Genomic DNA, 18050 nt, shown 5'->3' on the forward strand with positions numbered 1-18050 from the left:
TTTACTCTCTTTCATTCAATAATTGTACAAGTAGATTATAAACTAAGTTAATGTTTGTCTTGCTGGTGTTAGAAACTTTTAAAAAAGTGTCATGTTCATCAAAATTAATTATTTGTTTAATTTTTTTTTCATTTTTTAAAATGTCGTTTTTCTTTAATTTATCTAATTTAGTGCCAATGATTAAAACTTTTAAACCAACTTCTTTAAAGAAGTTGTACATTTCCTTGTCATCATTTGTTGGATCGTGGCGCATATCAACCAACATACAAACCCCAACAAGATTTGGTCTGGTTGTTAAATAATCATCCATCATTTGCCCAAAAGCAACTTTTTGATTGATATTAACTTTGGCATAACCATATCCTGGTGCATCCACAATACGAAACTCACCTTTATTAATTTCAAAGAAATTTAATAATCGCGTTTTCCCTGGTGTTGAACTTGTTTTAGCTAATTTGTTTTGGTTAGTAATGGCGTTAATAAATGTTGATTTACCAACATTTGAACGCCCAACAAAACAAATTTCTGGCATGTTGTCTTCAATTCAACCACTTTTATCAGCAGCTGACTTAATGAATGTTGCAGTTTTAATCATTTATTCTCCCTCATCAAATTGATTAGGAATTTTTAATTCCTTAAGCAAATCTTTGATTTTGTAATTATACCTTATTTTTATTTTTTCCACATTACCAAGAGTTTCTTGATCTTTTCATAAAATAATAATTCATCGACGTTTTAAATCATTTTCCAACTTAATTAATGCAGTCACTGGGATAATGGCATCCAAGAAAACTAAGTTATTATTTTTATACACAAAAATAATTCCTGAGATGATTTTTCTTTCAAATGTAATAATTCAAATAGAAAATAAAATCAGAATCACAGCTAACACGCCAATAACTCAATCCCCAATATGATTGGACATCAAACCAACGATTTGAATCACAAAAACAATGATCATGATCACAAATAAACTAACTAAACTAATGATGATACCGCAATGGCAAATCCACATTTTTTGATTTCAAAAAAAAGTCACATCTTGTTTTTCAAATTGTTTCATTTTTAAAATATCTTTTGTTGTTTTCACGACAAAAAAACATGTAATCAAAAAAATCATTGTCGTTAAAACGACTGTTGAAATTGTAATACTAAACATCATAACCTCTTTTTAATAAACTATTAATAATTAAAACAATGATTGAATCAATTAACAACAATTCATAAACTGATTTTTTGGTATGTAAAATAACACCGGCGATTAAAGTTTTTTCATGGGGAATCATTGAAATGTATGCTTGCAAACAATCTGCTAGAGCAATTTCTAAATTGCTTTGATTTTCTCATTGAATAATGATTCTTTTGTTAGAAACAAAAATATCACCATTAGTAGTTTGAAAATGATCTTTTAAATTTAATTTATAAGCAGCTTTTAAAGGCAAAAACTCATCATCATCATAATAACTTTCAATCATCCCGAGTTGCGAACCTTCTTTAGCAAGTTTTTCAAATTGTTTTGGTTTTTTACTTCTTGTTTTGATCGGAATCTTGTTTGCCACAAACAACAGTTTTTCTCCAATTGGTAATTCTCAATTTAAGGCAATTGGTGGTAATTGCTTTAAATCAAAATGCTTTTTTAAAGTTTGAAATTCTTGAAAATATTTTTTACGAACTGCAATTAAAGGTTTATGTTTTTGTTGATAAAGTCATGCTAAAAAACCAACAACAATTAATGTTGCTAATCAAAAGGTAGCTAAAATAATTAAAAATAAAGTCTCTAACTTCATTTTTAATTAATCCTCACAATCCATTTCAATTAATCCTTGTTGTCAAAAATTAATTAGTAAAATAATTCCTTCATTACCAATTAGGTAATTAAAAATGTCACAAACATTGTCATTTTTTAATTTAAATTGATTAGTTAATAATTCAATCAAAATGGAATTACCTTCACTAAATTCATTAAAATTATCTTCTTTGATTAAAATTTTCAAAATTTTAATAAAAGCATCTTCCACCTTGAATCCTTGATCAAGAATTTCTTGAATCGATAAATAGTTGGCTTTTAATAAATGATTAACATGTTCTTTAGTTAATTCAATAACATCTTCTTCAGTTGCCACTTCCGGATTATTGGCAATCTCTAAAATAATTTGACTTAATTGTCCATCAGTTTTTAAAGCTTGTGCTAAATTGATTGCTAAATCCAAATAAGACATCACTTTGAATTGGTCTAAATTTGGTTGGGCAACAATGACAGCTTTTAATTCTGTTCCTAAAATTGTTAATGTTTCAGCTAAGACATCAAAATCTTCAATACGTTCTAGCTCATGGAAATTATCGATTAATTGTTTTAACTTTTTAGTGGCAATTTTTTCTTCAATTAACTCTTCTTCTAAAAATTCTAGATTAGTAATAATTAACCCAAGCGCTGGTTCAAAGAAATTCAGTTCTAGTTCTTGTTCGTTAATACTCATAATTTACCTCTTATCTATATTAAATTATATCTTATATTAATTTTATATATAATCTTATGAAAGGAGTTTTTTATGATTGAATTTTTAAAATTACCAGAGATTAACAAAAAAGATATCGAAAATTTAAAATTAATTGCCCCTTGATGAAGCAAAATCATGAATAAGCAAATTAAAAGTTTACAAAAAACCATGGTCAAATTTAGTGTCACACCAACAGATTTTTGAAAACAAGAAAAATTTACCATTGATGAATATCATGAATTATTTCGTGCCATTAATAATTATTTAAATTTTTATAACCAAAAAATCGGTCATCTCTTAACGAGTAAAAAAGCTTTTCGTCGCTTCGAAAAATGAGTTGCCACATATGCCAACACTTTAGGTTTAGGAGCCGGAATTGCTTTTATGCTGAAATATTTCCATGAAATTAGTGTTCAAGAAGTTGGCGTGAAACAAGATTTTGCGATCAAATTAGCCCAAGAAAAACCTGCTCAAGTTTATGATCGTTATAAAAAAGAAATTAAAAAAATTCTTCATCACGATCAAGAATTAGCTCAAATTTATAAATTTGAAACTTTAACAAGTAAGACAATTTTTCCTGACTATCAATTGGTTTTTAAAACTATTGCTAAGTTTGCAACTAACTTAAATATGCAAAAGAAAATTGATGATCATCTGTTTGTCAAAGTTTTATACTACACAATTCTGACCGCTAATTATATGCATGCTTATATTTATTTTTCAACAAATTTTATTAAAAGAATAATATAATCTATCTAATGGAGGTTTAAATGAAATTTAATTTAGCACAAGAACATAAACAAAACTATTTATTAAATTGAAAATTTTGGTTCAAATTATTAATCGGATTATTCTTAATTTGTTTAATTATTGGGATGTATATTAAAAACATGATTGAATTAGGAGCACTAGCTAATCAATTAACAAGTTTTTTTGACGGAAAACAAGTCACTAAAGAAGCATTGACACAACATTTAGCTGAACTATCAAAACAAGGTTGAAGTGTTGGTAAATTTATGGATTGAATTGCGATTAATATGTCTTTTGGCAAAGATGGCTTAAAACAATTTGACTTTGGAGCTAACTTTGGTGATTACACAGTCAACACTTTCTCTTACTTTACAACTTTAAGTAATATTGCCGTGGCTGTTTGATTCATCTTAGCTGCTTTACAACCAAAAAATGAAGGTAAAAGGGGTTATTTAAGTTATAAAGTCACTTTAATTGTTGTCACTTACATCACTATTACAATGTTAATTTACAATGGTTTATTATTACCACAAATGTTGGGTAGTGGTGGTGGATTAACACCAATGGGATGATTTGAAAGCATGACTGAACATGTTGTAGGACCATTATTATTCATCTTCTACATTTGTTTCTTTTTCAATGTTGAACATAAACATCAAAATAAAAAATCATTCATGATTAAAGAATGACCATGACATGTTGCAATTCTAGTAACTTACGCGATTTATGCAATGGTTCGTGGTGAAATAAGATATCAAGGTGACAAACCAGCCGGTACACAATATCCATACTTTTTCTTAAATATTCATGCTGAAAAAGTTTTAGGAATGCCTGGTTGAGCTTGGTTCATTATTGCAATTATTCTTGTTTCTGGAATTTGTTTAGGTTTCTCAATGGCTTATCACACAATTTTAGACAAAAGAAGTCAAAAGCAAACTGCTGATGTAGTTGCTTAATTGCAATTTCAAAATTTTGCAAAGTTAACTCCTTCATTAGTGAAGGAGTTTTTATTAACTGAGTTTTGCCCACTGATCAAAGTGCACAAAACTACATTTTCTTTTTAATTTGTTTGAAAATAATCATAATTTTAAAAAATTATTTTGTTAAAAAGTAACATATAATAAATTCAAGGAGAACAAAAAAATGAAATTTAATTTATCCCAAAAATATAAGCAACAATATCTAAAAAATTGAAAATTTTGATTTAAATTATTTTGAGGGTTATCAATCATTGTCGTGCTTTTATCTTCTTATATTGTGGAAATGGTTGGTTTGAATGCTTTAAAACATGATTTACAAAATCATTTTCAAAACATGGGTCATTGAACAAGTAGTGAAATTGAAGCTTATCTTAAACAACTAATTAATAGTGACAATCGTCTTTACAGTCGCATGAATTGAATTGCCATTAATTTGAAATTTGATCAAAATCATGGAGGAGTTTTAACTGATTATAATATTGGTGTCAATTTTGGTGATTTTACAATCCACACCTTTTCTTTCTTTACTACCTTAAGTAATTTAGCAGTTGGTTTATGATTTTTATTAGCTGCTTTTTATCCACAAAATGAAGGCAAAAAACATTATTTAAGTTATGGCTCAACTTTAGCGGTCGTAACTTACATCACTATCACACTTGTTATTTATAATGGCATTTTATTACCCAAAGCAATTAGTATTAAAAAGAATATGGAGGCAATTGTTTGAATTGTCAGCACCTTCTTGCATTTAGTCGCTCCAATTGTTTTTATTGTGTATATTTGTTATTGTTTTGAATTAGATGCTCGCTATCAAGATGAAAACATTATGAAAAAACAATGACCAAAATTAATTTTGATTTTATTAATTTACGCAATTTACATTATGCTTCGTGGTGAAATGAGATATCGTAGTGGTAAACCCGTTAATACCCAATATCCTTACTTTTTCTTAGCAGTGCATGAGCGTTGAGGTTGGGCGATGTTTATTGGTTCATCCATTGTTGTGCTTGTTCTTTGTTTAGGTTGTTCGATGATTTACCATACAATTCTTTTGAAAAAACTTCAAAAGAAACAAGAAAAAATGGTTGATGATATTGTTCATAATCGTTAGAATGCCATCTTTTGATGGTTTTTTTATCGCATAAAAAAACCAAGTCGTAACTTGGCTTAATTATTTAGTGGTTTTAATACTTAATTCATCTAGTTGCGCATCAGTCACATAATCTGGGGCATTGCTCATTAAATCAATTCCTGATGAATTCTTTGGAAAGGCAATCACATCACGAATCGATTCTGCTTGTTCGCTTAAGATCATTGCAATACGGTCTAATCCTAAAGCAATTCCGGCATGGTATGGTGCACCATATTTGTAAGCATTAACAAATCAACCAAAATTAGTTTGAATGGTTGCTTCATCCATTCCAATCGCATCAAACATTCTTTTTTGAATCATCGGGTCAGTAATACGTTGGCTCCCGCCCCCAATTTCAAAACCATTTAAAACAATATCATAAGCACTAGCTAGAGCTTGTTTTTTATTTACATCAAAATCATTTAAAGATGTTTTTTTCGGCATCGTGAATGGGTGGTGGGCTGCAACAAAACGGTTTTGTTCTTCACTAAATTCAAAAAGTGGAAAATCAACAACTCAAAGAATTTCATATCGTTTGGGATCAATTAAATTAAATTGTTTAGCCAATGTTGTACGAATTGCTCCCATTGCTTGTGAAATCACATCATATTCAGCCATATTTAATAAGATTGTAGCTGGTTTAGTCAGTTGAAACTCTTGAATTAAAGCTTGCTTTTCATGATCAGTTAATTGACTAGCAATTGAACCTGTTCAATTGCCATTGTCATATTTAACAAAAGCTAGTTGGTTTAAGTGATTTTGTTTGGCGACTTGTTCTAATTCACCAAGTTGGGTTTTGGATAGCAATTCCTCAATTACAATCCCTTTCACATGCACATCATCGCCTTGATGAGCTTGAAATAATTTAACTTGTGTGTCTTGAAAAATAGTTGTTAAATCATGCAGTTGCAAATCATATCTTAAATCTGGTTTATCAGACCCATAAAATTCAATGGCATCACGATAAGTTAATCTTTGGAATGTACCTGGTAATTTCACACCTTTAACTTCTCATAAAATTTCTTTCATCAGATTTTCAATAATAAAAATCACATCTTCAGGAGTAGCAAAACTCATTTCTAAATCTAATTGGGTGAATTCTAATTGGCGGTCCATTCTTAAATCTTCATCACGAAAACACTTAACAATTTGGTAATAGCGATCAAGTCCAGCAATCATTAACAGTTGTTTATATAATTGTGGTGATTGTGGTAAAGCATAAAATTTGTTTTTATTTAATCTTGAAGGGACAAGAAAATCTCTTGCTCCTTCTGGAGTTGACTTGCCAAAAATTGGTGTTTCCACTTCAATAAAATCTTTTGCTTCTAAATTACGACGAATCACAGAATTTAATTTAGCACGTTGAATTAAATTCTCTTGCATTGTTTCACGACGCAAATCTAAATAACGATAAGTTAATCTTGTATCTTCTAAAACCTCAATTTCATTTTCAATTTGAAAGGGAGTTAATTCTGCTTGGTTAATAATTTTTAAATCATCAACTTTGATTTCGATCGCTCCAGTTGGCAAATGTTCATTTTTCGCTTTACGTTCTAAAACTATACCATCAACTTCAATAACATATTCGGTTTTGATTTCTTTGGCTTGTGCTTCATTTAAAATTAGTTGGGTAATGCCATAACGATCTCTTAAATCAACAAAAACCATTCCTCCCATTTTACGGATTTTTTTAATTCAACCTTGTAAGATAACATTTTGGTTAAGATTCTTAAGTGTTAATTCACCACAATTGTGTGTTCTTTTCATTATTGACCTGCTTTCATAAATTTAGTTAAATCTGTCATTGCGATTTCAGTTTGAGTGTTTGTGATTTGATTTTTGACAATTAAGGTTTGGGTTTGGATTTCCTTGTCTCCAAGAACAATAATATTTTTAGCATGATTTTTTTCGGCTTGTTTAAAGTTAGATTTTAAACTACGGTTTAAAAAATCAAGTTCAACTTTAAACCCATGATTCCTTAAATCTCGCATTAGTTCTAAAGTTGATTCCATCGCTTGCTGGTTTATAACAATGAAATAAAGATCAAGAGCATCATCATGACCAAGATTAATTTGATTTTCTTCTAAAATTCAAATTAAGCGTTCCACACCCATTGCAAACCCAATGGCTGGTAAGGCTGGTCCATTTAAATCTTCAACTAAATCATTGTATCTGCCCCCAGCAATAATTGTTGATTGTGAACCTAAACTTTTTGATAAATATTTTAATTCAAAAATTAAGCCGGTGTAATAATCTAAACCACGTACCAAGTTTTGATTAATATTGGTTTTTAAACCAATTTTTTGAGCAGCACTTAAAATCATTTGCATTCTTGCTTGGTCTGATGGAGTTAAATAATCAGCCATTTGTGGACAAGCATTAAATTTCTTGGCATCAATTTTGCAATCCAAAGCACGTAAAGGGTTTTTTTGAATACGAATTGTGCAATCAGCACATAAATCATTAAAAGTTAATAAATATTTTTTCAAAGCTTGGATGTAAATTTGGCGTTGTTCGCCAGTCACTAAATAATTAATATCTAATTCCACTTGTGTTGAAATTTTTAAAGCTTGCACAATTGAATCTAACATGCCAATAATTTCAAGGTCTTGATAAACACTATCAACTCCTAGTAATTCCACTCCAATTTGCTCAAACTGGCGGTAACGCCCAGTTTGAGGACGTTCATAACGAAACATTGGTCCAACATAATAAAGTTTTAATGGTAAATATTCTTGAGCATATAGTTTGTTTTCAATTAAACTACGAACAACAGGGGCAGTACCTTCTGGTCTTAATACAAATTCACGACCTTTTTTATCCAAAAACTCATACATTTCTTTACTGACCACATCACTAGTTTCACCAACTGAACGGACAAACAATTCTTTTGCTTCAAAAATCGGTGTTCTTATTTCATTTAAATTGTATGTTTTCAACACATCAATAATTGTTTTTTCTAAAGCATTATATTGTTTTGACTTTTGCTCATAAATATCTTGTGTCCCGCGGGGTTTTTGAATCATTTTTTCACCTATTAACTTGTTTTATAATATATAAATTATACATTATCTAAGCAAAAATAAAAAAGTGATTTTTATCACTTTCCATAATTAACCTTCCATTTCACGTTCAACAGTTTCAATTGATGAAACCGACCTTAAAGCACTTAAGATTGTTGATAGTTGATCTGAGTCTTGCACTTTAATTTTTAACGCTCCACTAGCTAGTAATTTTTTCTCATCTGTGGCTACTTTAATTGAAATAATCGAAGCTTTAATCGCTGTCAAAACTTTGGAAATATCATAAATTAAATTTGGTTGATCATTGGCATAAAACCGAATTTTAGTCACATAATAGTTTTTCTTAAACATATTAGGATTTCAACTAACATCAATCGTTCTTTCACTTGTTACGACATTTGGACAAGAAAGAGCATGCACTTTAATCCCATGGCCTTTAGAGACAAAACCAATAATTGGTTCGTCAGGAATTGGTAAACAACAACTGGCAATTTGCACTTTTAAATTATCAATTCCAGAAACTAAAATATCATTTTTATAATCGTTATTGATAAATTCTTTTTTAGAGTGATTCATTGCTTCTAAAGCAATTTCATCTTTAGACATACTATGATCAACAAACACCTCATCAACAGCTTCACCCACCGTATATTCACCACGATGAATTGCTAAATAGAAATCATCTAAACTAGCATAACCAAGTTTTTTGACTTTTTCTAAAATGATTTTAGCATCTTCTTTTTTACGTCTTAATTCATGTTGATTAATGTAAGAAGTAATATTGTTTTCAACTCTTAAAATAATTGTTTTCAACTCATCTTTTTTATCTTTGATGTTTGCTTCTTTCATTTGACTCGTTAAGAATTTTTTAATTCTACTACGAGCATTGCTGGTGTGGATAATTTTTAGTCATTCATGAGTTGGTGCTTGCTTGGAAGAAGTTTTAATTTCAACAATTTGTCCAGAATTTAAAATTGTATTAATCGGGAGAAAAACGCCATCAATTTTTGCACCAATGGCATGTTGACCAACTTCTGTATGAATACGGTAAGCAAAATCTAAAACTGTTGAACCAAATGGTAAAGTAATCACTTTTTTATCTGGTGTTAAAACATAAATCATTGTGGTGAAAAAATCTTCTTTTAAGATTTTTTCAATTGATTCATCATTATTATCATTTTGACTAGTTTGTTCTAAATCAATAATGCGTTTAAAAATATCAATTTGTTCATCTATTTGTTTTTGCTTTTTAGTAATGTCAATTTTTTCACCATCTTTATAAGCTCAGTGGGCAGCAGCTCCAGTTTCCGCAATATCATCCATTTTTTCAGTTCGAATTTGGACTTCAAAAATGTTTCCAGCTTGATCAGCTAAAGTTGTATGTAATGATTGGTAAACACCATTTTTAGGAGTAGCAATGTAATCTTTAAATTTACCAGCTAAAGGAGTAAATTTATTATGTAAAAATCCTAAAATTTTATAACAATCATCATTATTACGAGCAATGATGCGAATCGCTAGTAAGTCTTTTAAATCTTCAAAATTACGTCCAAATTGGTGCATTTTACGATAGATTGAATAAATTGTTTTGGGGCGTCCAAAAATATCAATAATTTTAATTCCTTTATCTTTTCTTAAAAAGATATCAATTTCCAGCATTAATTTTTTAATCGTTTGGGCACGTTCCGCTTCATCTTTAGCAACAAGTGCTTCAATATGGTGATACGCCTCGGGATTCAAAATTTTAAAAGACATATCTTCTAAAGCAGTTTTAACTTGTTTAATCCCGATACGATGAGCAATAGCTGAATAAGTTTCTAAAGTTTCTTTGGCAATAACTACTTGTTTTTCTTTTGGTAAGTTTTCAATTGTTAAAATGTTATGCAAACGATCAGCAAATTTAATAATAATCACCCGAATATCTTTTGCCATTGACAGATAAATTTTTCTTAAATATTCAGCTTTTTGTTGTTCACGATTTTCTTTAGCAAAATAACTCACTTTGGTCACGGCTTCAACTAAATTAGCAACTTCCTCACCAAATTTTTTAGCTAACATTTGTGAAGTGATTGGTGTGTCTTCCAAAATATCATGTAATAATCCGGCAATGATTGTTTTCGGCCCCATTTTTAACTGGGCTAAATAATAAGCAGTTGATAAAGGATGATAGATGTAAGGTTCACCATTTTGACGTTTTTGAGCTTTGTGATTTAACTCCGCAAAAATATAAGCATCTTGGATTGATTTTAAATCTTTTTTCGAAGTAATATAAGTTTGCAAAACTTTATTTAATTGATCAAAGTTTTCAATTTGAATAATATTTAGCTGTTTTCGAATTCATTTATTTTTATTAATAATTGCTAAAGCCATGGTATTACTCCTTTTGATATATCATATATTTTACAACAAAATTAAATTTTCTCATTGATCCAAGCAAAAAGAGGTTGACTAAACAACTTCTAAATAAATCTTTTTTAGCAAGGTCAATTGTTTTGAACTTATAATTAATTTATATGAAAAAAATAAATTTAATCATTACAGCTGGAATTGCTGCCACCAAAGCCAAAGCATTGGTCACTTTATTGCAAGGAACATTTATTGTTAATGTTTATGCTAGTGAAGATGTTAAACACTTTGTAGATTTCAACACTTGAGAACTACCAACACAAATTTTTTCAACAAAAAAAATTTTATCTGCCCATACAACAGGGGAACACATTAGTGCCAACACTGAACCAAACTTAACAATTGTCTATCCCGCCACTTATGATTTTATTAATAAAATCGCTCATGGGGAAGCTGATGATTTAGCGAGTTTAGTTTTAGCAGCAAACGATAGTAAAACACTTTGATTTCCAGCGATGAATGAAAAAATGTATTTAAACCCAATTTTGCAAAAGAGTAAAGCGACGCTTTTGCAAAACAAACAAAATCTTTGGTTAGAACCAAAATATGGTCGTTTAGCCAGTGGGATTGAAGGACTTGGTCGTGCTTGAGAACCAAATGAAGTTGATACTTATGTACAAAGCTTTTTTACCCAGTTTGATCATTTAACTAATAAAAAAGTTTTAATTAATTTAGGGCGTACTCGTGCTTATTTAGATCCAGTGCGTTATTTAACTAATGGGTCAAGCGGGATTATGGGGGCAGAATTAATTAAATGAGCTCATGTTTTTACTGATTATTTAGAAATTGTACAAGGTGATGTTGATGTGATGATTCCTAACACTACTCATCAAGTTGTCACTAATCAAGAAATGTTAACAACCATGAAACCACTCTATCAAGAATGTGAGATTGCGATTTTTTGTGCAGCTTTAAATGATTATGAACCAAAACAATATTCTGCTGACAAAGGTGATAAACAAAGTGAATTGGTTGTGGCTTTGCAACAAAGTGTGGATGTTGCTCAAGAATTAGGCGAGCTGAAAGACAAACAAATTAATGTCATTTTTTCTTTACAAGATGAATTTGACTTAACGAAAGCTCGCCGTAAAATGTTCAATAAAAATGCTGATCTTTTAATTTTAAACTTAAAAGCAGCGATGGGTTCAACCAAAAATGCAATTCAAATTTTAAATCGTAAAACTGATGATGTTGTCGTTATTGATGAAAGCAATAAAAGTGAGGTTGCTCAAAAAATTTGAGCAACAATTAATCAATATTTAAGTCTTGAACAATCTTGTTGTACAATTGCACGAAGAAAAACCTAGATGAGCTCACTCATCTAGGTTTTTTAGTACTTCACTAATGCTTGAAATGATAAGCCTTTTAAAAGGTTAGGAGAGTGGAGGGTGGTTAAATCACCAACAACACTCAAACCAACAACTTGACCATGACTTAATTCCACTAATTTAACAATTGCCTCAATTGTGCCACCAGTGGCTAAGATGTCATCGATAATGACCACTTTTTCATTCGCTTGAATGTCATCTTGATGCATTTCTAAAATATTTGATCCATATTCTAAATCATAACTAACATGATGAGTCGCTCTGGGTAATTTACCAGGTTTACGAATTAAGACAAATTTTTTATGTGTTTGATAAGCAATGGCACTTGCAAAGAGAAAACCACGTGCTTCTGGAGCTATAATCACATCAGCTTGGCATTCCAAAACAAATGCTGCCATGCGGTCAATGACTTCTTGAAAAACTGCTGGATGATTTAAAATTGGGGTAATATCTTTAAAATTAATTCCTTGTTGAGGGAAATCCTCAACATCTAAAATATATTTTTTAATATCAATCATATGCCTCCTTAGTCGTTGATGCCTTCGATAATTTGTTCTTCGGCAGAAACATGCATATTATTAACAAATTTCTTGTAAGAATATTTCATGTAAATGCGTTTTCTTTCTAATTTAACTCAAATTGGTAAAACAATGCTTAACATCACAATAATAGTAATTGGTACACCAATTAAAATGGTTGCTCCCATAATTGGGATTGATGGTAGTGTAACTGCTAAAACAAGTCCAGTTAACATATAAAGCACAGAAATTGTCATGGCACGATAAATTCCAAATTTAAACACTTTATCAAAAATTTCTGATAGGAATTTATTTTTGTTTGATTCAATTTTAATTTCTTTTTTAATTTCATAAATTTCCAAACGAGTTTGTGTCACCAAAGTTCTTTTTTCATTTTTTAATTCAGTTTTTAAAGTTTGGCAAAGTTTTTTATCTTTAATGATTTTAGTTTGCTCTTTGAATTTCATGCGTAATTGTTTACTTCTTTTTCTTAAATTAGCTTTTAAGTGTTTAATTTTCAGTTGTAAGTCAATTTCGGCTGAAAAACTTTCATTAATGTCTTTATCATTTTTCGATTTAATAATTGATTTTCCTTTACCCAAGAAGAGAATTCCTGTAGCAAAGGCAAAACTAATGACAGCCATTGCTCCTGCTAAAATTTCAATTGAGAAAGGAATTCTCAAGACTAACACAACTGAGACCACACAAGTTAGTGCAATCACAATTCCTAAAGCTAAAGCCACATAGTAAGTTCATTTAAAACGAATTAACATGTAAACAATTAGGGCTAATAAGACAATTAGAATTGTAATTAAAATTTCTTTAATTTGCAAGAAAGTAGTTAATGGTGCGATAGTCATAACTAAAATTTGTCCATCTTGGTGTTCATCATCAGGTTTATAGTTTCCACTATTACCAGCCAAGTGATAAATAGTGTTTCTTAAAGCTGTTGATTGATGAATAATGTTTGATGTTGTGTCAAAAGCTACTCAAGGTCTGAATTTTTGAATACTTCATGATGGATCAATATATGAATAATCAGGACCAGATGAAATTCTTAAATTTTTCATTCTAATGTTATTACTTGGACCTAATAATTTATCTAAATAATTATTATCAAAAAGGTAACGATACATTCTTTCAACTGATGTTGCAGTATAAAGATTTTTTTGGTGATCATCACCTTGACCACCAGGCAGAATTTCATTCTGGGTTTGTTTGTCAATTGCTAGTAATTCATCAGAAATAGTTTTATTTTTTGCTTCATCAAATTTAAAATCAATGCCTCCAGGATTTTTAACTTGAGTTTGAAAATCTTTAACAAATTCACCTTGAATATAAGTGGTTGTTCCACTACCAAAACTTGGTGTATAGTTAAAGCCAGCGACTCCCGAAACAATGGCTGCAATAGCTAAGAATAATCCAGTAAAGATTAATGTTAGGATGCCAATTTTTTTAGATTTGTTTTCTAATTTGACAATGCGGTTTTCTTTGATTTTTTTCTCATCATTACCAATTGCTTTAATTTCATCACTTAAATGTGAAACATATTGGATTTTTTTAGTTAGATGATTAAAGTTATATCGTGCAAAAAAGTTTTTTTTCTTTTCTAATTTAGTTAATTTTAATTTTCAAGATTTGACATTTTTAGCTATTTTTTTCAATTGTTGCTGATTATGTTTTTCAATTCTTGCTAATTTCTTTTGATGAATTTTGGTATTCTTGATTTTTAACTTTTCGATTTGATCTTGAAGTTTTTTAATCTTAACTAGTTGTTTAGAATTTAATTGGTTTTTCAAAGCATAAGCATCTAATTTTTCTTCTTTATATTCAATTAAATTGTGGAAAAAGAAACTTCCTTGGTATTCAACGCTAGTATCAATTGGTAACATTCATGGATGTTTGTTAAGCATTCTGGTTTTGGTTGTCAGATAAATCATTAACCTTAAAACAATAATGCCAAAAATGAAGACAAAGAAGATTCCCAGAGCTGTGATTGTAGCAAAATTTTTCAAGAACCCTGTTCCGATTCAAAAGAGAATGATTGAAGGTAAGATAGTTGCTAATAAAACATCTATCACAATTCCTAATGTTTCTTTATGAGAAATGTTGAATGACATTGTCATTGGTCGTTTTTCAATATAAATATTATTTTTGAAACTTTCAAATAAGACAATACTAATATCAAAAGTTAGACCAATGACAATGAAGAGAATAGCAATAAATTCCGGTCCAAAAGCAATTGAGAATATAACACTCATTAAAACTGTCAGAGAGCCAATAATTGCTGCAATAATAATAGTAAATAATCCTAATAAACGATAGAAGAACAGAATGAAGATTGCAATTGCAATTAAGATGATCATTAATGCAACCAATGACACGATAAACATTGTATTACTAATAATCGCATCAACATCATTAACAGACATCACTGTGAAAATTAAGTTTTCGGTGGTTTGAGCAATCTTAGCCGAAACTTCTGTAGCTGTTGTGTAGTTTTTAGTGGCAATATAGAAATTATTTTTAAATAATGAAGCACCTTGAATGTTGGGACTTTGGTTTTCTTCAGTAATTGCACCTGAAAAAATAAAATTATTTTTGAACAATTCTGGTTTAAAATCGTGTAAAAATTTATTATCTTTTTGAGTTGCATCATAAATTTGTGGAATCATATATTGAGTTAAAATATTAAATGCTTTTGTCACATTCATTGTTTTGCCATCATAGTCAATATCTTTAGAATATCTTCCAGCTTTATTTTTATCAAAATCAACTCCAATTGAATTTGAATCATAAATATATTTATTAATATCACTTTTGAAAACAAATTTATGTTTTTCATCTCCATTAGCAAAAAAAGCTTCTTTTAGTTTTGCAGTATTTTTTGAGTATTGTTCATCATATAAACTAATTTCTTCAGACACTCATGAACCAGAAGATGTTAACTTTCATCTAGTTCCTTTGAAAAAATCTTTAAAAACAGCTGTGGCATTCGCTTTATCTTCTTCTTTAGCTTTTTCAATTGCACTTCGAATAGCACCAATTGAATTCACTAAAGTTTCTAAAAATTTATCTTCTTCTTTTGCAGAAGGAATAAAATTCAAGTAATTTCTAAAAGTATCTAAAACGTTTGGTGCATCAACAAGAAAAGTAAATGCCACAGCATCAGCTCTAGTTGTTGGTTTATCTTCTTTTTTTTCAATCATTTTCTTTAAATGATCATTTTTTAAAGCAAATTGAATAAAAGGAAAGTTACCTTGCCCAATATGTTGAGAAGTTGCAGATGCTGGACCAACAATTTCTCCGGTTGCACTTTTTTTATCCAATGTGCCATCTAATCCGGCTGCAGTCATTAAATCTTTGTTCAACATCACATCTTGATTATCTTTTAAAATAAATAATCCACCAGTTGACTGGATGTCATTAATGAATAATTGTTTGTTATTTTGGTATCTTTCACGTGGAGCAAAAACAATGGCACGAGACTTCCCTGCAATATCCACAGTAATGTTTCCGTCAGAAAATGGTGACAATTTAGATTGTAAAGCTTCTGCCCCTTTTTTGGCATCACCAGGTTTTAAACTTCAACCTTCATCTTTATCATTGCGTTCAGATTTAAAAATATTAACAACAGCTTTATAGCCACCTTTATATTGCGATCCTAAATGAATCCCAGTTGAGGTTTGAATAGCTGAAAAAACCAAACCAAAAACAAGAGCTACAAGAATGAAAGCAAGTATAACGATATGAATAATCTTTTTAGTTTCGATCTTTTTCTTATTCTTTTTCTTTTTCATTTTTAAAACCTTATTTAATTATAAACTATTTGTCTTTTATATAACCTTTTTTTCTGATGGAATATTCTTCTTACCATCTTGTTTATTTTTTTCTTTAATTGTTTTTAAAAGTGCTTCGTCTTCAATTTTTTTCAATCATTCTTTATCATTATGTAATTTTTTTAAAATATATTCGTCTTTTTTACCAGTTTTTAACTCAATATTTTCTCGCCCTTTAACCCCGCGAGTTCTTAAAACATTGGCATTCATTTCAGGATCCAAAGCATAAATTCCTTTTTCTAAAGTTTTCCAGTTAATCACCGTAATCGTAATGACTAAAGTTGTTTTGTTACTCATTGTATGTTGAGTTTGCATTTTTGATTCTCATTCAAAAACTTCATTACGGTATCCTGAACTGAAAAGAAATTTTTTCACTTCTTCAGCTTTAGTGGTTGTAATTAACACTGTACGGAATTTATATTTTGGATAAATCGCAGTAATGACCATTGCTTGAATAATAATCATAATCACTGAAGCAAATCATGAAGGTCCTAAAATAAATTTAAATTTCATTAAGATTTTCATCCCGTGAGAATAACCGTCAAACATGGGATCTGATGCTAAAAAGTGAGCAATTTTCATCCCATCACTAGCACCACCATGATATGCTTTTGCAAAATCAATCACATCTCGTGGCACATTTAAGGAATGATTACCGTCTTGAGCTCAATGGTGAATAGCATCAATCATGTTGTTTCATTGACTATCATTTAAATTATTGAGAACGTCTAGTTTAATCGTTTCATTAATGTCATTCGTCTTCATTAAAAACGTGTTAACAATGACCACCCCAGTTAAGATGACAAAATTGACATTGCGGTTAATCGAACCAATGTTTTTGTTTTTGGTTGTTGAAAAATACATTGTAATAAAATCACTACCTCCCGATGAAGAACCAATTTTATAAATCAAAGCATAACTCGCACCCAAAACAACACCCCCGATGACTGCAAAAACAAAAAGTCAGATGGCAGAATTTCATTCATTAGGAAGTTTAGAAATTAATTGGTAATTAATAATCATATGTCATTCAGTCGGATTAATTACAGGAATAAAACGCAATATCCAGTCAAATGCTGCTGAAAAAACAATGTATAATAAGGTCGTCATCGTAAATCTAAAGCCTAGTTTGAAAAAACCAAAAATTACCAAAGGCACATTTAAAGCGGCATAATAAACGAAATATAAACTTGATTGTCATTTTAAATCATCATTAGAAATAATAGCAAAAAAACGAGCGACAGAACCTAATCCACCGGGTCTTTACGGATTTTTGTGTAAATTCATTTTTACTCATTATTCAATTACGACCCTCCCTTCAAACATTATATAAAAGTGAGCCAGTGCAGATCTTCAATTTTTGGGTTGCATAGTTCATTTTTTTTCGATGTTTCTGATAGCTAAATAGAAAGATTTAAAGACGGCATTATCATTAGGAAAAATACGTTTATTTTTAGTAAATTTTCGCAATTGCCCATTCAAAGATTCAATGGCATTAGTGGTGTAAATAATGCGACGAATTTCAGGTGGAAATTGTAAAAAGAAAACTAAATTATCTCAATTATCTTTTCATGAC

At 29.8% G+C, this 18050-nt stretch carries 15 protein-coding genes; 4 read left to right on the forward strand and 11 right to left on the reverse strand.

Annotated features, from left to right (window positions below):
- Position 1 precedes the first annotated feature (1 nt).
- Genes yihA through P695_RS0103925 form a run of 4 tightly spaced genes read right to left on the reverse strand, consistent with a single transcriptional unit; the run spans position 2 to position 2477 of the window.
- A complete protein-coding gene (yihA, locus tag P695_RS0103910; protein WP_028126946.1) occupies positions 2-595 on the reverse strand; it encodes a ribosome biogenesis GTP-binding protein YihA/YsxC in 594 nt (197 codons plus the stop codon).
- Positions 596-1159: a hypothetical protein gene (locus P695_RS0103915; RefSeq protein ID WP_028126947.1), complete on the reverse strand. Its 564-nt coding sequence runs from the start codon at positions 1157-1159 to the stop codon at positions 596-598.
- Complete coding sequence (locus tag P695_RS0103920) at positions 1152-1787, reverse strand: hypothetical protein (RefSeq protein WP_028126948.1); 636 nt, start codon at positions 1785-1787, stop codon at positions 1152-1154. The genes P695_RS0103915 and P695_RS0103920 overlap by 8 nt, the downstream gene beginning before the upstream one ends.
- 6 nt (positions 1788-1793) lie before the next feature.
- Positions 1794-2477, reverse strand: coding sequence for a hypothetical protein (locus tag P695_RS0103925; protein ID WP_028126949.1), 684 nt, complete (start codon positions 2475-2477; stop codon positions 1794-1796).
- 72 nt (positions 2478-2549) lie between these two features.
- Here P695_RS0103925 and P695_RS0103930 point away from each other — a divergent pair, with 72 nt between their 5' ends.
- The 3 genes from P695_RS0103930 (at position 2550) to P695_RS0103940 (ending at position 5339) form a co-directional block, all read left to right on the forward strand.
- Positions 2550-3248 carry a hypothetical protein gene (locus P695_RS0103930; protein ID WP_028126950.1) on the forward strand — a complete coding sequence of 233 codons (699 nt, stop codon included), beginning with the start codon at positions 2550-2552 and terminating at the stop codon, positions 3246-3248.
- 20 nt (positions 3249-3268) lie between these two features.
- Positions 3269-4204, forward strand: a complete 936-nt coding sequence (locus P695_RS0103935; RefSeq protein ID WP_028126951.1) for a Pr6Pr family membrane protein — start codon at positions 3269-3271, stop codon at positions 4202-4204.
- Positions 4205-4391: 187 nt separating this feature from the next.
- Positions 4392-5339, forward strand: a complete 948-nt coding sequence (locus tag P695_RS0103940) for a Pr6Pr family membrane protein (RefSeq protein WP_028126952.1) — start codon at positions 4392-4394, stop codon at positions 5337-5339.
- Positions 5340-5399: 60 nt separating this feature from the next.
- Here P695_RS0103940 and aspS read toward each other — a convergent pair whose 3' ends face one another.
- The 3 genes from aspS to P695_RS0103955 all read right to left on the reverse strand — a co-directional run bounded on the left by aspS (position 5400) and on the right by P695_RS0103955 (position 10753).
- Positions 5400-7127, reverse strand: a complete 1728-nt coding sequence (gene aspS, locus P695_RS0103945) for an aspartate--tRNA ligase (protein ID WP_028126953.1) — start codon at positions 7125-7127, stop codon at positions 5400-5402.
- The gene (gene hisS / locus P695_RS0103950; protein ID WP_028126954.1) at positions 7127-8386 is read right to left on the reverse strand and encodes a histidine--tRNA ligase; all 1260 of its coding nucleotides are present in this window, start codon (positions 8384-8386) and stop codon (positions 7127-7129) included. The genes aspS and hisS overlap by 1 nt, the downstream gene beginning before the upstream one ends.
- An 87-nt stretch (positions 8387-8473) precedes the next feature.
- Entirely contained in the window at positions 8474-10753 is a 2280-nt protein-coding gene (locus P695_RS0103955) for a RelA/SpoT family protein (RefSeq protein ID WP_051437388.1), read from the reverse strand.
- 143 nt (positions 10754-10896) lie between these two features.
- On the opposite strand from P695_RS0103955, the gene coaBC reads away from it, so the two are divergent.
- The gene (gene coaBC / locus P695_RS0103960; protein WP_028126956.1) at positions 10897-12096 is read left to right on the forward strand and encodes a bifunctional phosphopantothenoylcysteine decarboxylase/phosphopantothenate--cysteine ligase CoaBC; all 1200 of its coding nucleotides are present in this window, start codon (positions 10897-10899) and stop codon (positions 12094-12096) included.
- 23 nt (positions 12097-12119) lie between these two features.
- On the opposite strand, the gene P695_RS0103965 is transcribed toward coaBC, so the two are convergent.
- The 4 genes from P695_RS0103965 to P695_RS0103980 all read right to left on the reverse strand — a co-directional run.
- Complete coding sequence (locus tag P695_RS0103965) at positions 12120-12635, reverse strand: adenine phosphoribosyltransferase (RefSeq protein ID WP_211227797.1); 516 nt, start codon at positions 12633-12635, stop codon at positions 12120-12122.
- Positions 12636-12643: 8 nt separating this feature from the next.
- Complete coding sequence (locus P695_RS0103970) at positions 12644-16435, reverse strand: protein translocase SecDF, variant type (protein ID WP_028126958.1); 3792 nt, start codon at positions 16433-16435, stop codon at positions 12644-12646.
- Between the two features lie 36 nt (positions 16436-16471).
- Positions 16472-17725, reverse strand: a complete 1254-nt coding sequence (locus P695_RS05590) for a YitT family protein (protein ID WP_338063635.1) — start codon at positions 17723-17725, stop codon at positions 16472-16474.
- A gap of 45 nt (positions 17726-17770) precedes the next feature.
- A partial coding sequence (locus tag P695_RS0103980; protein WP_028126959.1) for a transposase occupies positions 17771-18050 on the reverse strand: 280 nt, incomplete at its 5' end.

Origin of the sequence: Williamsoniiplasma lucivorax ATCC 49196 (genome assembly GCF_000518285.1) — a bacterium.
GTDB lineage: Bacteria > Bacillota_I > Bacilli_A > Mycoplasmatales > Mycoplasmataceae > Williamsoniiplasma > Williamsoniiplasma lucivorax.